The sequence below is a fragment of the Lentzea sp. NPDC003310 genome, from assembly GCF_040610935.1.
Classification (GTDB): Bacteria; Actinomycetota; Actinomycetes; order Mycobacteriales; family Pseudonocardiaceae; genus Lentzea.
Window position 1 is genome coordinate 394,901 of sequence record NZ_JBEXNC010000002.1, and the last position, 13,882, is coordinate 408,782.

A 13,882-nucleotide genomic window follows, 5' to 3' on the forward strand; every position below is an offset into this window, starting at 1 on the left:
TCGGACCTGGTCACTAAGCTGTCGGACGTGACCAGCGAGAGCCTTGAAGACGTCCCCGCCGAGGTGCGCGAGCGGCATGCCGTGCTCGCGGAAGAGGTGCGCTCGCACCAGTTCCGCTACTACGTGCTGGACGACCCGATCGTCACCGATGGTGAGTTCGACGCGTTGCTCAAGCAGCTGGAGGCGATGGAGGCCGAGCACCCCGGTCTCGCCACGCCGGAGTCGCCGACGCAGCTCGTCGGCGGCACCTTCTCGACCGAGTTCAAGGCGGTCGACCACCTGGAGCGCATGCTCAGCCTGGACAACGTCTTCGCCCAGGACGAGCTGACGGGCTGGTTCGAGCGCGTCCAGAAGGAGATCGGCGAGGGCACGCACTTCCTGTGCGAGCTGAAGATCGACGGTCTCGCGATCAACCTGCTCTACGAGAAGGGCAAGCTGACGCGGGCGCTCACCAGGGGTGACGGCCGCACGGGCGAGGACGTGACGCTGAACGTCCGCACCATCAGGGACGTCCCGGTGGTGCTGGAGGGCTCCGCCGAGTTCCCGGTGCCGGACCTGGTGGAGGTGCGCGGCGAGGTCTTCTTCGCGGTGGACGACTTCCTGGCGCTCAACGCCTCGCTGGTCGAGCAGGGCAAGCCGCCGTTCGCGAACCCGCGCAACACCGCGGCGGGGTCGCTGCGGCAGAAGGACCCGAAGGTCACCGCCTCGCGCAAGCTGCGGATGATCTGCCACGGCATCGGCAAGACCGAGGGCTTCGAGGTCGCGCGCCAGTCACTCGCCTACGAGGCGCTCAAGTCGTGGGGCCTGCCGGTCTCCACGCACACCGAGGTGCTCACCGACCCGGCCGACGTGCGCAAGAAGGTCGAGTACTGGGGCGAGCACCGGCACGACGCCGTGCACGAGATCGACGGTCTGGTGGTCAAGGTCGACGAGGTGGCGCTGCAGCGGCGCCTGGGCACCACGTCGCGCGCCCCGAGGTGGGCGATCGCGTACAAGTACCCGCCGGAGGAGGCCACCACCACGCTGCTCGACATCCAGGTGCAGGTGGGCCGCACGGGCCGGGTGACGCCGTTCGCGGTGATGGAACCGGTGAAGGTGGCCGGCTCGACGGTCGCGCGCGCCACGCTGCACAACGGGTCGGAGGTCAAGCGCAAGGGTGTGCTGATCGGCGACCGCATCGTCATCCGCAAGGCGGGCGACGTGATCCCCGAGGTCCTCGGGCCGGTGCTGGCCGCGCGGCCGGCCGACGCGCGCGAGTTCGAGATGCCGACCCGCTGTCCCGAGTGCAACTCCGTGCTGCGCCCGATGAAGGAGGGCGACGTCGACATCCGCTGCCCCAACGCGGAGACGTGCCCCGGTCAGCTGCGCGAACGCCTGGCGTACCTGGCTTCCCGGGCCGCGCTCGACATCGAGGTGCTCGGCTACGAGGCCGCGGCGGCGATCACCGAGTCCACGATCTACACGAACGAGGCCGACCTGTTCGACCTCGACGCGGACGCGTTGCGGCAGGTCGAGCGCTTCATGACGGTGAAAGGCGAGCTGTCGACGAACGCGCTGAAGCTGATCGACAACCTGGAGGCGGCCAAGGAGCGTCCTCTGTGGAGGGTGCTGGTCGCGCTGTCGATCCGCCACGTCGGCCCGACGGCCGCCCGCGCGCTGGCGCAGCAGTTCGGCTCGATGGACGCGATCCTCGAGGCGGAGGAGGAGGCGCTGGCGGGTGCCGAGGGCGTCGGCCAGACCATCGCGACCGCCGTCGTCGAGTGGCGGGAGACCGAGTGGCGCCAAGGCGTCGTCGAGCGCTGGCGGGCCGCGGGCGTGCGGATGGAGGACGAGCGCGACGAGTCCATCGCGCGCAACCTCGAGGGCCTGTCCATCGTGGTCACCGGCTCGCTCACGGACTTCTCGCGCGACTCGGCCAAGGAGTCGATCCTCGCCCGCGGCGGCAAGGCGGCGGGGTCGGTGTCCAAGAAAACGGCTTTCGTGGTGGTCGGCGACTCGCCAGGATCCAAGTACGACAAGGCCGTCTCGCTGAAGGTCCCGGTCCTCGACGAGGCGGGCTTCCGCGTCCTGCTGGAGCAGGGCCCGGATGCGGCGAGGGAGGTCGCTCTTCCCGTGGAAGAAGGTGCAGATGGCTGACCTGATCATCCGTCCGGCCACCGAGGCCGACCTGCCGGTGATCGGCGCGGTGACGGTCGAGGCGTACCGCGAGGACGGTTTCGTGGGCGACCACGACGACTACGCGAAGGTGCTCGCCGACTCGGAGTCCCGCTTCCGCGACGCCGAGCTGCTCGTCGCGCAGGACGAGTCCGGCACGGTCCTGGGCTCGGTCACGGTGGTGCGCCCCGGCACGCCCTACGCGGAGATCTCGCGGCCGGGCGAGCTGGAGTTCCGCATGCTGGCGGTGACGGCGGCGGCCCGCGGTCGCGGCGTCGGCGAGACCCTGGTCCGCGCGGTGATCGACAAGGCGCGCGAGGCCGGCGCGACGCACGTCGTGCTGTCGTCGTCGGAGAAGATGCTGGCGGCGCACCGGTTGTACGAGCGGATGGGGTTCACGCGCCTGCCGGACCGCGACTGGTCGCCGTTACCGGGCTTCAAGCTGGTGGCCTACGCGTACGGCTTACCGGTCTGAGCGGCCGGACCGCGCAACCGCCACGGCCGACGGACGTCAACGAGGTAGTCGTCGACGGATGGGGGTTCGGGCGTGAGAACGACCGCTGTGCTGCTCGTGACCGCGGGGCTGACGAGCGCCTCGGCCCTGCCGGCCGCACCGGTCGCCCTGGCCGAGTCCGACCAGGGCGAGCTCCTCGCGATCGCCCAGCGCTACCTGCACAACAGGGCGCAGAAGGTGGTCAACGGTCCGCAGACGCCGGGCTTCGGCGTCCCGGTCACCCCGGAGCTCGCCGCGAAACTGGCCGTGCACGAGGCGAAGATCGCCGCGGCCAGGGCGAAGGCGGTCGTCCTCTACCGGGCGGCGGCGGTGACGGTGAGAGCCGAGTGGTTCGAGGTCGGCCGGACCGGCCGGACCGTCGTGGCGAGCGTGCACGAGGGCGCCGAGATGCACTACTCCGTGCCGGGCACGGCGCCGACCACCAGCTACGGCCTGCCCCACCTGCTCACATTCACCAGGTCGGGCGACGGGTGGGTGCTCGCCGACGTCGCGCTGGGCTACTACAAGCACTGCGCGCTGCTGCCGGAGACGCAGCAGCCGTCAGAGTGCTGAGATGATCCGCGCCCGCAGCTTGAGATCGCCGGCGGCCTGCTCGTACAGCAGCTCCCGCAACGTCTCGGGCGGCAGCGATCTCAGCACGTCCTTGAGCTCCACGTCCTCGGCGTCCGGCGGCGGCACCGTCTCACCGCGGTCCAGCAGCACCAGCCCGACGGCCACGCAGTGCTTGCAGAAGAACCCCTCGGCCCCGTGCGGACAACTGCACGAACCCACCAGTTGCGCCCCCGACCAGGACAGTTCCACCACGTAGGCGTCCTCGTCACCGCCCCGCACCCGCGCTGCCACGTGGCGGCTGTGCACCCGCAGGGACAGCACCGCCTCGCGGTAGGTCAGGCCGCGCCAGTACGACTTGGTGCCCGCGCGGTGCAGCAGCAACTCGGTGGTGAGGGTCGTCGACACGGGGGTCATCCAACCGGGTGACCACAGAAAGGATCAACATGATCGCGATCGGCCCACTCCACCCGGCGGACCGAGCCGCCTGGCAGCAGCTCTTCGAGGGCTACAACACCTTCTACGAACGCACGTTGCCACCGGAGACCTACGACGAGAAGTGGAAGGCGTTCCTCGCGGACGACACGATCCACGCCCTGTGCGCCCGCGCCGGCGGCGAGGTCGTCGGCATCGTGCACTTCCTCAAGCACCCCAGCACGACCAGCCAGGACGTCTGCTACCTGCAGGACCTCTTCACGGCCCCCGAGGCGCGCGGCCGGGGCGTCGGCCGCGCGCTCATCGAGGCGGTGGCGGACTGGGCGCGACAGCAGGACTGCTGCCGCGTCTACTGGCACACCAACGAGCAGAACGAGACGGCTCAGCGGCTCTACGACCGGATCGCGGAGCGCAAGCCGTTCGTCTTCTACCGCCAGGAGCTCTAACGAGCCGTCGTCTCGAGGTCCAGCAACGTCACGGCCGCGCGGAAGTACTTGTTGGTGCCCAGGTCCCGCACGGTCTTGATGTTGAACGCGGCCTTCAGCTTCTCCGCGTCGCCGGGGCTCACGCCCTGCAGCGCGTCGACCGGCGCGTCCAGGATGTCGGTGAGCGGCTTGTCCTCGTAAGCCTTGTCGAGGAGCGAGTCGAGGTTCACGGTGACGGCCATGATCTTCATACCTCCAGGGAGTGGGGCGATCACGGCAGATTCTGGGGTGAGTTCGCGAATCCCGCAGAACTTCAGCGCTTGCGCCGCAACGCCACCACGATGACCGCCACCACCGCGACCAGCCCACCCAGCCCCAACGCCAGGTCGCCGATCGCCAGGTCGTTCCCCTGAGCCAGCACCAGAGCCACTCGCATGACTCCAAGCTAGCCCTTGGAGCAACGCCGTGCGCGGCATTGTGTGGGACCGTATGAGGTGTGCTGCAAGCCTGTCTGAACGGCTCCCGCACAGCCGAGGAGCACCCGGCCCTGCCGTTGTCCCCCGAGCGCCTGGCGGAGGACGCGGCCGACGTCGCCGCACTCGGCGTCACGTCCGTGCACATCCACCCGAGGGACGTCATCGGCGCCCCCACCCTCGTCGGCTCCGAGGTGGCCACGACCATCGCCACGGTCCGCGCCGCCGTGCCGGGCATCGAGATCAGCGTGTCCACCGCCGTGCCCGGCAACCGCACCGCGCTCATCGGCAGCTGGGCACCGCTCGCGGCGGGCCGTCCGGACATCGCGAGCGTCCACGTCGCCGACCCGGCCTGGCGCGACCTCGCCCAGGCCCTGCACCGCGTCAACGTCCAGGTCGAACTGGTCTTAGCGGCCCCGACAGACCTGACGGACCTGCCGCCGGGCGTCAGCCGGGTCACCGTCGCGGCGACGCGGGAGAACGCCGAGAGCGTGCTCGCCGCGGTGGAACCGCTCGGGCTGCCCGTGCTGCTGCACGGCAAGGACGCCGAGGCCTGGCCGGTCTTCACCTACGCCGCGAGGCTCGAACACGGTGTGCGCATGGGCCTGGAGGACACGCTCCGAAGGCCTGACGGACAGCTCGCGAAGAACAACGTCGAGCTGGTCGCCTACGCGAAGCGGAACCAGAGGTCCAAGGCGCCCCGATGACGAGCTCGTCCTCGGTAGACGTCGAGGACAGCGGTTCGCGGCGCCGGTGTTCGTGCCGGACGACCGGCGCTCACCTCTTGCACCCCGTGGTCGTGCCGAGGATCGCCCCGCACTGATGCGCGTTCAACACGGCCGTCATCGCGAGCCCGCCGTTGTTGACCGCCAGGAGGTAGGCGGCCGGCGCGACCTCCCACCGCTCGCCGTCCCACCGCATCGGCACCACGCCCACCTTGGCCCCGCGGAACGACACGTCCACCTCCGCGGCGTTGTTGGAGCCGCTGACCGCGCCGATCCCCACGTCCGCGATCTCGCCGCGCAGCTGCGGGTTCGCGGTGAACGCGGACGCGATCATGTCGCGGCAGGTGTCGCCGGAGCCGGCGGAGGCGAGCAGGCACCAGTCGGTCGCGTTCAGGTCGGCCTCGGCCTGCTTGATCGCCGCGACGGTCTTCACCGCGCCGTCGAGGCCCGCCTCGCGCACGACGTCGGTGGGGGACGAGTCCAGCTGCCTGCTGATCACGTAGCCGCCGCCACCGACCAGCAGGAGCGCCAGGAAGCCGACTCCCAGGCGGACCTTGGTGTTCGTGACCTTGTCGCCGCCGATCTTGTCGCCGCCGACGTGATCACCAAAGTGCTGGTCGCGACCTGCGAAGTTCGACCCCTCTAGGGAGAAGTCGCCACCGACGTTGAAGCTGTGGTCGTCGTTGTTCATGCGTTCGAAGTCCCTCGGGTTCGCGGTTGACGCGATGGAACCCGGGAAGCGGGGTGCGAGCGACCTCCTGTGCGTCATCGGACGCACAGGCAGCCTGTTTCGTTACGAACGCGCCCCGAGCTAGTCGGGGAGCACCACCGCGACGATGCCCGCCAGGTGCGCCAGCCGCGCCACCTCGGCCGCGCGGAACATCGGCCCGCCGGGACGCCCCACCACGAGCACGCGGTCCGGCTTGCCGAGCGGCGTCGCGGCCAGCTCGGTGCCCAGCTCGCGCCACGTCTCGGGCACCCACTCGTCCTCACCGTCGAGCACGGTCGCGCGCTCCAGCGGGAACCACGGCACGTCCAGCATGCGGGTCTCCGGGGCGGCGGACGACGCGGTCAGCCGGTGGATGCCGGTGCCGTTCGGGCCGACCACGACGGCCCAGCCGGCCCGGATGATCTTCGGGACGCCCTCGGTGAAGATCTCGAGGCCCTTCTTGGGCTCCTCGGCGATCTCCTCGACCAGCTCCAGCTCGCGGTGCGTGTCCAGGATGCCCGCGTACGGGCGCACGGCGTCGACCTCGACGCCCTCGATGGACTCGGCGGCGGTGATCAGCGTGTCCGGCAGGCGGCCCGACGGGAGCTCCACCACGAGGTCGTCGATGGCGAGGCCGGAACCGCGTTCCACCACGTCCACGGAGAGTATGTCCGCCCCGATCTCGCCCAATGCCGAAGCGACCGCGCCGAGGGTGCCGGGACGGTCCGGGAGCTGGACCCGGATCAGGAACGACAAGGTGAACGCCTCCATAGCTCGTGCGAGAGACCCCGCGTCTCGCGCCGTTGCCGGTCGGTGATTCTCGCAGACGCATCGTCAACGCATGACCTGCTGTCCGCGTTGCGGAACGGTTAAGTTGACGTGCCAGTCAACGGTAGACGCGGTAACCGGTTCGAAGGCGTGTCTGACCAGCCCATAGACTCACGGGGTTCCCGATCCGTATCCCGACCCTACGGGGGTTGACAGGAGTGCCCAGCATCTCCCGCGACGAGGTCGCGCACCTGGCGAAGCTCGCCAGGCTGGCTGTGTCCGAGGACGAGCTCGACTTGTTCGCCGGCCAGCTCGACGTGATCCTCCAGTCGGTGGCTTCCGTTGGCGACATCGCCACGGCCGACATCCCGCCGACGTCGCACGCCGTTCCGCTGACCAACGTCTTCCGCGAGGACGTGGTCCGTCCGAGCCTCGGTCAGCAGCAGGCGCTCTCCGGCGCTCCTGAGGCCGAGGACGGCCGGTTCCGCGTGCCCCGCATCCTGGGTGAGGAAGCATGACCAACGACCTGATCCACGCCACCGCGGCCGACCTGGCCGCGAAGATCCACAGCGGTGAGGTCTCCTCGGTCGAGGTCACGCAGGCCCACCTGGACCGCATCGCCGAGACCGACGGGAAGGTCCACGCCTTCCTGCACGTCGACACCGAGGGCGCGCTCGCGCAGGCCCGCAGGGTCGACGAGGCCGTCAAGGCCGGTGAGCAGGTCTCGCCGCTCGCCGGTGTGCCGCTGGCGCTCAAGGACGTCATGACCACCGAGGGCGTGCCGACCACCGTCGGTTCCAAGATCCTCGAAGGCTGGCTGCCGCCCTACGACGCGACGGTGACGCGCAAGCTCAAGGAAGCCGGCGTCGTCATCCTCGGCAAGACGAACATGGACGAGTTCGCCATGGGCTCGTCCACCGAGAACTCCGCGTACGGCCCCACGCACAACCCGTGGGACCTCGACCGCATCCCCGGCGGCTCCGGCGGTGGTTCGTCCGCCGCGCTCGCCGCCCTGCAGGCCCCGCTCGCGATCGGCACCGACACCGGTGGCTCGATCCGCCAGCCCGGCGCGGTCACCGGCACCGTCGGCGTGAAGCCCACCTACGGCGGTGTGTCGCGCTACGGCCTGGTCGCGTTCTCCAGCTCGTTGGACCAGGCCGGTCCGTGTGCGCGCACGGTGCTCGACGCCGCGCTGCTGCACGAGGTCATCGCGGGCTACGACCACATGGACTCCACGTCCATCAACGCGCCCGTGCCGCCCGTCGTCGCCGCCGCCCGCGAGGGCCTGAGCGGTGACCTGTCCGGCCTGCGCATCGGCGTCGTCACACAGTTCAGCGGCGAGGGCTACCAGCAGGGCGTGCTGCGCAGCTTCGAGGCCGCCGTGTCGCAGCTCAAGGAGCTCGGCGCGGAGATCGCGGACGTGTCGTGCCCGAGCTTCGACTACGCGCTCCCGGCGTACTACCTCATCGCGCCGAGCGAGTGCTCGTCGAACCTCGCCCGGTTCGACGCCATGCGCTACGGCCTGCGCGTCGGCGACGACGGCACGCGCAGCACCGAGGAGGTCATGTCGCTGACCCGTGAGGCCGGCTTCGGCCCGGAGGTCAAGCGCCGCATCATGATCGGCACGTACGCGCTGTCGTCCGGTTACTACGACGCGTACTACGGCTCGGCCCAGAAGGTCCGCACGCTGATCACGCAGGACTTCGCGAAGGCGTTCGAGAACTTCGACGTGCTCATCTCCCCGACCACGCCCACCACGGCGTTCAAGATCGGCGAGCGCGCGAACGACCCGATGGCCATGTACAAGGCCGACCTCTGCACCATCCCCGCGAACCTCGCGGGCACCCCGGCCATGAGCGTGCCGAGCGGTCTGTCCGATGAGGACGGTCTGCCGGTCGGCCTGCAGATCATGGCTCCCGCACTGCAGGACCACCGCATGTACCGCGTCGCCGCGGCGTACGAGGCGGCGCGTGGCGCGTTTGGAGGGCCGTCGCTGTGAACATCAAGAAGGCACGGGGTCTCTTCGGCCTCGCCGGCGCCGTCGTCGGAGCCGTGGGAGCGTTCTCCGGCCTGAAGGTCGCCCGGGAGAAGAAGGACAAGCTCGCACTGGCCAACGCGATCGCGAGCTTCGTCGTGGCGATCACCGGTGCGGCTCTGGCCGCGCGTGCTCTGCGGAAGGACGAGTTGGCATGACCTCCCTGGTTGAGCTGATGGACTACGACGAGGTCATCGAGAAGTACGACCCCGTCCTGGGCCTGGAAGTGCACGTCGAGCTGCACACCAACACGAAGATGTTCTGCGGCTGCGCCAACGAGTTCGGCGGCGAGCCGAACACGCACACCTGTCCGACGTGCCTGGGTCTCCCGGGCTCGCTGCCGGTGGTGAACGGCAAGGCCGTCGAGTCCGCGATCCGCATCGGCCTCGCGCTGAACTGCGAGATCGCCGAGTGGTGCCGGTTCGCCCGGAAGAACTACTTCTACCCGGACATGCCGAAGAACTTCCAGACGTCGCAGTACGACGAGCCGATCGCGTTCAACGGCTGGCTCGACGTGACGCTGGACGACGGCGAGGTCATCCGCGTCGAGATCGAGCGCGCGCACATGGAGGAGGACACGGGCAAGTCGCTGCACGTCGGCGGCGCGACCGGTCGCATCCACGGCGCCGAGCACTCGCTGCTCGACTACAACCGCGCCGGCGTGCCGCTGATCGAGATCGTCACGAAGATGATCCCGGGCACCAAGGAGCGCGCCCCCGAGGTCGCTCGTGCGTACGTCACGGCGCTGAGGGACCTGCTCAAGGCGCTCGACGTGTCCGACGTCCGCATGGACCAGGGCTCGCTGCGCTGCGACGCCAACGTGTCCCTGTCGCCGAAGACCACCGGCGCCCTGGGCACCCGCACGGAGACGAAGAACGTCAACTCGCTGCGCAGCGTCGAACGCGCCGTCCGCTTCGAGATGACGCGCCAGGCCGCCGTGCTCGAGTCGGGCGGCGAGGTCACCCAGGAGACCCGTCACTTCGACGAGTCGTCGGGCAGCACGTCGCCGGGCCGCAAGAAGGAGACGGCGGAGGACTACCGCTACTTCCCGGAGCCCGACCTGGTCCCGATCGCGCCGTCGCGCGAGTGGGTCGAGGAGCTCCGCGGCACGCTGCCCGAGCTGCCCTGGGAGCGCCGCGCGCGCATCCAGAAGGACTGGAACCTCACCGACGAGGTCCTCCGCGACCTCGTCAACGCCGGCGCCCTCGACCTCATCGAGGCCACCGTCGTCGCCGGCGCGAAGCCGGACGAGGCCCGCTCCTGGTGGGTGTCGTACCTCGCGCAGCAGGCCAACACCCGCGGCGTCGAGCTGTCCGGCCTCGCGATCACGCCGGTCCAGGTGGCCCGCGTGATCGAGCTGGTGAACTCCGGCGCCCTGACGAACAAGCTCGCCCGCGAGGCCGTCAACGGCGTCCTCGAGGGCGAGGGCGACCCGGACGAGGTCGTCGAGAAGCGCGGCCTCAAGGTCGTCTCGGACGACTCGGCGCTGGAGAAGGCGGTCGACGAGGCCCTCGCGGCCCAGCCGGACGTCGCGCAGAAGATCCGCGACGGCAAGGTCCAGGCGGCCGGCGCCATCGTGGGAGCGGTCATGAAGGCGACCAAGGGGCAGGCCGACGCGGCCCGCGTGCGCGAGATCGTGCTCGCTCGCTGCTCCTAGATACACATAGGCCATAAAAATCACAAAGGGTCACCTGTTTGTGCAGGTGGCCCTTTGTGATCTTAGGCCGTCTGAGTGGCTGTTAGCTAAATGAGACGTATGTCTGTAGCCGTGTGTGCGACTCTCTCGGAGCAATCCATCTGGGGGGATGGAAGGTAATAGTCCAAACGAGGGGGGAAACCTCATGGCTTTCCAGCGCGAGAATCTGGAGCACGCGGCGAACGAGGTCATCAAGGAGGCCGAGTCCGTGCTCGAGGGCACGCCGGTGACCGAGCCGGACCCGATCCCGGCGCCGCCGACCGAGGTGCCGGACGCGCCGCCGGTGAAGAAGGACGACCCCGAGGTCACGCCGATGTGCTGTGGCGGCGGACCCGGCTTCTTGGTCAAGCCCCGCACGCTGCTCTCCGGCGAGGACTCGGGTGGCGACGTCGAGCACGCGCACGACTGCCCGAACAACCCGAACAACATCGCCGTGTGATCACTCAGCGTGTTCTGCCCGCCACCGGCTCCAATGCCTGGTTGGCGGGCAGCGCTGTGTGGACACGTGTGGTGTGATGATCACATGCCCGCTCGTCCCCTGGAGAGAGCGCGCGAGTCGTACGAGAAGGGATGGGCTGAGCAAGCGAAGTTCCGCTTCCCCTCGGCCATCCGGTCGCTCAAGCGTGCGCTCGTGCACATCGAGCGCGTTGAACCGAGCCAGGAGCGTGCGGCCACACGTGCGCGCATCCTCTACACGTTGGGGCTGTGCCAGGGTGAGACCAGTGGCATGGACGTCGCCGTCGGCGCCTTCGACGCCGCTCGCCTGGAGATCGAGACCATTGAGGACGCGGCGACCAGGACGCTCCTGAGCGCTGGTGTCGACCACAACCAGGGCCTCATGGTCATGCGCATGGGCCAGCCCGAACGCGCGGTCGAGTGGTTCAACAGGTTCATCGAGTCGGTCGAACACGACGTCGAGCAGACCCCTCCCGGCGAGAACCGGGCACTGGTGCAGGGATTCGTCTCCACGCTGCTCAACCGCGGGTTCGCGCTGGCGGCGGTGCGCCGGAGTGAACGGGCGATCACCGATCTCGAGCGCGGCATCCGGCTCGCGAGGCAGCACGATCTGCTCCACCTCCAACCGTTCCTGGTGCACGCCTTGGGGAACGTGCACAAGCAGAGCGGTGAGCTGGCGGAGGCGTTGCGCCGGTACGAGGAGGCGGAACGGATCTTCCGCGCCGAGGACCAGCCGGCACTGCTCGCGCGGCTCCAGCTCGACCAGGCCGAGGCCATGCTCATGATCGGACTGTCCGATGAGGCCGGTAAGCACCTCGACGAGGCGCTCCCGGTGATGCGCCGGGAGAAGTTCGGCCAGGAGATCGCCGAGGTCGAGATGTTCCGCGCCTCCGCCGCGTTGCTGGACGACCAGCTGGACCTCGCCCGGCGCATGGCGAAGCGGTCCGAACGCAAGCTCGTCCGCCGCGGCAGCACCTGGTGGATGATGGCCGGCCTGATCGAGCTGTGGGCCCACGGTCGGCACGCCATGCGGACCGGGCGGATCTCCAACGCGTTGGTGCAGAAGGCTTTGACGCTCTCCGACGAACTGGCGGCGAACCACCTCCTGGACGAGTCGCGGCTCGCGCTGCTCCTCGCCACCAGGCTGGAGATCCGCCGGGGGCGGCTCGCCGACGCCGAGGAACTGCTGAAGAAGGTGCCGGGGCCGAGGGCCGTCACGCCGCTCGACCACCGCATGCAGCGCAGGCTCGTGCTGGCGGAACTGGCGCTGGCCAAGGGAAGTCGTCGCGCCGCGCTGGTGCACGCGCGGCAGGCGTTGGACGAACTGGGGCGCGTCCGCGATCAGCTCGGTGGCCTGGAACTGGTGTCCGCCACGGCGGTGCACGGCAGGGAGCTGAGCGAGCTCGCGATCACCCTCGCGCTGCAGGACGCGGACGCCCGCCGGCTCTTCGCCTGGCTGGAACGCACCCGCGCGCAGACCTACCGGTACGAGCCGCTGGAGGCGACGGAGAACAACGAGGTCGCCGAGCGGATCACCGAGGTGCGCAACCTGAGCTGGGCGATCCTGCGGCACGGTCTGTCCGGGCAGCCGACCGCGGAGTTGCGCGGCAAGCTCGTGAAGGCGCAGCGCGAGGCGAACCGGCTCGGCTGGCACTCGCAGCGGTGGGGCAAGCCGCGGCCCGTCGCGGGGCTCCGCGAGGTGATCGCGGAACTGGGCGAGCGGGCCATGGTCAGCTACGTCGTGTCGGGTGGCGAGATGGCCGCCGTCGTCGTCGCCGGTGGGCGCGTCAGCCTCGTGCGGCTCGGTGCGGCCGCCGAGGCCCTGGAGAGCGCCCAGAAGCTCCACTTCGACCTCAACGCCCTCGCGCCTGATCACCTGCCACCGCCGTTGGTGCAGGTCATCGGCGCTTCGGCACACAAGCAGGCCGACCGGCTCGACACCATGCTGATCAAGCCGCTCCGGCGCCTCATCGGTCATCGCGAGCTGGTGGTGGTGCCGACCGGGACGCTGTACGCGGTGCCGTGGGGTGTCATCCCGAGCCTGCACGGGAGGCCCGTCGTCACCGCCCCCTCGGCGACGGCGTGGCTCGCCGCGACGCAGGCCGAGGAGGCAAGGACCGGTCGCGTGCTGGTGGTGCAGGGGCCGGGGCTGCTCTTCGGGCACGACGAGGTCGACAAGCTGGCGACCTACCACGCCAACGCCACGATGCTGTCCGGGAACACCGCGACCGCCGCCGAGGTCATGGCGCATCTCGACGGGGCCGACCTGGTGCACGTGGCCGCACACGGCGAACACGAGACCGAGAACGCCCTGTTCTCCCGGCTCGAGCTCTTCGACGGGCCGCTGTTCGCCCACGAGCTCGGCCGGTTGCGCAAGCCGCCCGCGCACGTGGTGCTCGCGGCGTGCGAGCTGGCGCTCAACCGGATCCGGCCGGGCGACGAGGCGCTCGGGTTCGCCGGGGCCATGCTCGCCGGCGGGACGCGGACCGTGGTGGCGGCGGCCAGCAAGGTCGGGGACGAGGTCAGCGCGGCGGCGATGGCCGACTACCACCGCGCGTTGGTCGCCGGGGCCGCGCCTGCCGTGGCGCTCGCTGAGGCGATGGCGAAGGACCCGTTCCGGCGGCCGTTCCTGTGCCTGGGGTCGGGCTAGGCCGTTCGAGTGGTTGTCCGGCGTTCAGGGAAGTGAACGTGCTGGTCAGCGGTGATTTGTACCCCATATCGACCCGGTGGTTGGTGAACTTTTTCCGCCGATCATCGAGCGTCTGTGCCATCTTGGACTGGACCGAGGGGATGCAACGGCCCGCCTATCGGCTCTAGTCGATGCGCGGGCCGTTGTGCGAGAAAAGTCCGTATGCGCAGAACCCTGCTCGCTGTTCTCTTGGCGGCCGCCGCTGTGGTGGCGGCGCCTGTCAACGGAACCGCGCAACCGTCGAGTTCAGACCG

The 13,882-nt window shown here is 69.8% G+C and carries 16 protein-coding genes; 11 read left to right on the forward strand and 5 right to left on the reverse strand.

Features of this window, described 5'->3' with window-relative positions; translation table 11 throughout:
* The first annotated feature begins 18 nt into the window (after positions 1-18).
* The 3 genes from ligA to ABZX02_RS04440 all read left to right on the forward strand — a co-directional run bounded on the left by ligA (position 19) and on the right by ABZX02_RS04440 (position 3,220).
* Positions 19-2,136: an NAD-dependent DNA ligase LigA gene (gene ligA, locus ABZX02_RS04430; RefSeq protein WP_355295007.1), complete on the forward strand. Its 2,118-nt coding sequence runs from the start codon at positions 19-21 to the stop codon at positions 2,134-2,136.
* Positions 2,129-2,629, forward strand: coding sequence for a GNAT family N-acetyltransferase (locus tag ABZX02_RS04435; protein WP_355294716.1), 501 nt, complete (start codon positions 2,129-2,131; stop codon positions 2,627-2,629). The genes ligA and ABZX02_RS04435 overlap by 8 nt, the downstream gene beginning before the upstream one ends.
* A gap of 72 nt (positions 2,630-2,701) precedes the next feature.
* Positions 2,702-3,220 (forward strand): hypothetical protein, encoded by a 519-nt coding sequence (locus ABZX02_RS04440; protein WP_355294718.1) that lies wholly within the window; start codon positions 2,702-2,704, stop codon positions 3,218-3,220.
* Here ABZX02_RS04440 and ABZX02_RS04445 read toward each other — a convergent pair.
* Positions 3,209-3,625: an SWIM zinc finger family protein gene (locus tag ABZX02_RS04445; protein ID WP_355294720.1), complete on the reverse strand. Its 417-nt coding sequence runs from the start codon at positions 3,623-3,625 to the stop codon at positions 3,209-3,211. The two genes, ABZX02_RS04440 and ABZX02_RS04445, sit on opposite strands and share 12 nt — an antisense overlap.
* Positions 3,626-3,663: 38 nt before the next feature.
* On the opposite strand from ABZX02_RS04445, the gene ABZX02_RS04450 reads away from it, so the two are divergent.
* A complete protein-coding gene (locus tag ABZX02_RS04450) occupies positions 3,664-4,098 on the forward strand; it encodes a GNAT family N-acetyltransferase (RefSeq protein ID WP_355294722.1) in 435 nt (144 codons plus the stop codon).
* On the opposite strand, the gene ABZX02_RS04455 is transcribed toward ABZX02_RS04450, so the two are convergent.
* Positions 4,095-4,328: a hypothetical protein gene (locus tag ABZX02_RS04455; RefSeq protein ID WP_355294724.1), complete on the reverse strand. Its 234-nt coding sequence runs from the start codon at positions 4,326-4,328 to the stop codon at positions 4,095-4,097. The two genes, ABZX02_RS04450 and ABZX02_RS04455, sit on opposite strands and share 4 nt — an antisense overlap.
* Before the next feature lie 62 nt (positions 4,329-4,390).
* Positions 4,391-4,513 (reverse strand): hypothetical protein, encoded by a 123-nt coding sequence (locus ABZX02_RS04460; protein WP_355294726.1) that lies wholly within the window; start codon positions 4,511-4,513, stop codon positions 4,391-4,393.
* A gap of 60 nt (positions 4,514-4,573) precedes the next feature.
* On the opposite strand from ABZX02_RS04460, the gene ABZX02_RS04465 reads away from it, so the two are divergent.
* Entirely contained in the window at positions 4,574-5,257 is a 684-nt protein-coding gene (locus ABZX02_RS04465) for a 3-keto-5-aminohexanoate cleavage protein (RefSeq protein WP_355294728.1), read from the forward strand.
* Between the two features lie 70 nt (positions 5,258-5,327).
* Here ABZX02_RS04465 and ABZX02_RS04470 read toward each other — a convergent pair whose 3' ends face one another.
* Together ABZX02_RS04470 and ABZX02_RS04475 are read right to left on the reverse strand one after the other, a co-directional pair.
* Positions 5,328-5,966 carry a hypothetical protein gene (locus ABZX02_RS04470; RefSeq protein ID WP_355294730.1) on the reverse strand — a complete coding sequence of 213 codons (639 nt, stop codon included), beginning with the start codon at positions 5,964-5,966 and terminating at the stop codon, positions 5,328-5,330.
* Between the two features lie 120 nt (positions 5,967-6,086).
* Complete coding sequence (locus ABZX02_RS04475; protein ID WP_355295009.1) at positions 6,087-6,740, reverse strand: ACT domain-containing protein; 654 nt, start codon at positions 6,738-6,740, stop codon at positions 6,087-6,089.
* A 230-nt stretch (positions 6,741-6,970) separates the two neighbouring features.
* Between ABZX02_RS04475 and gatC the strand changes: the two genes are divergently transcribed.
* The 6 genes from gatC to ABZX02_RS04505 all read left to right on the forward strand — a co-directional run bounded on the left by gatC (position 6,971) and on the right by ABZX02_RS04505 (position 13,589).
* On the forward strand, positions 6,971-7,270 hold the full coding sequence (gatC, locus tag ABZX02_RS04480) for an Asp-tRNA(Asn)/Glu-tRNA(Gln) amidotransferase subunit GatC (RefSeq protein WP_189154510.1): 300 nt from the start codon (positions 6,971-6,973) through the stop codon (positions 7,268-7,270).
* Positions 7,267-8,751 carry an Asp-tRNA(Asn)/Glu-tRNA(Gln) amidotransferase subunit GatA gene (gene gatA / locus ABZX02_RS04485; RefSeq protein ID WP_355294733.1) on the forward strand — a complete coding sequence of 495 codons (1,485 nt, stop codon included), beginning with the start codon at positions 7,267-7,269 and terminating at the stop codon, positions 8,749-8,751. The genes gatC and gatA overlap by 4 nt, the downstream gene beginning before the upstream one ends.
* Positions 8,748-8,945 (forward strand): hypothetical protein, encoded by a 198-nt coding sequence (locus ABZX02_RS04490; protein ID WP_237048299.1) that lies wholly within the window; start codon positions 8,748-8,750, stop codon positions 8,943-8,945. The genes gatA and ABZX02_RS04490 overlap by 4 nt, the downstream gene beginning before the upstream one ends.
* Positions 8,942-10,444: an Asp-tRNA(Asn)/Glu-tRNA(Gln) amidotransferase subunit GatB gene (gene gatB, locus ABZX02_RS04495; protein ID WP_355294735.1), complete on the forward strand. Its 1,503-nt coding sequence runs from the start codon at positions 8,942-8,944 to the stop codon at positions 10,442-10,444. The genes ABZX02_RS04490 and gatB overlap by 4 nt, the downstream gene beginning before the upstream one ends.
* A 184-nt stretch (positions 10,445-10,628) precedes the next feature.
* On the forward strand, positions 10,629-10,922 hold the full coding sequence (locus ABZX02_RS04500; RefSeq protein ID WP_355294737.1) for a hypothetical protein: 294 nt from the start codon (positions 10,629-10,631) through the stop codon (positions 10,920-10,922).
* Positions 10,923-11,006: 84 nt separating this feature from the next.
* Positions 11,007-13,589 carry a CHAT domain-containing protein gene (locus ABZX02_RS04505; protein ID WP_355294739.1) on the forward strand — a complete coding sequence of 861 codons (2,583 nt, stop codon included), beginning with the start codon at positions 11,007-11,009 and terminating at the stop codon, positions 13,587-13,589.
* Positions 13,590-13,882: the final 293 nt, after the last annotated feature.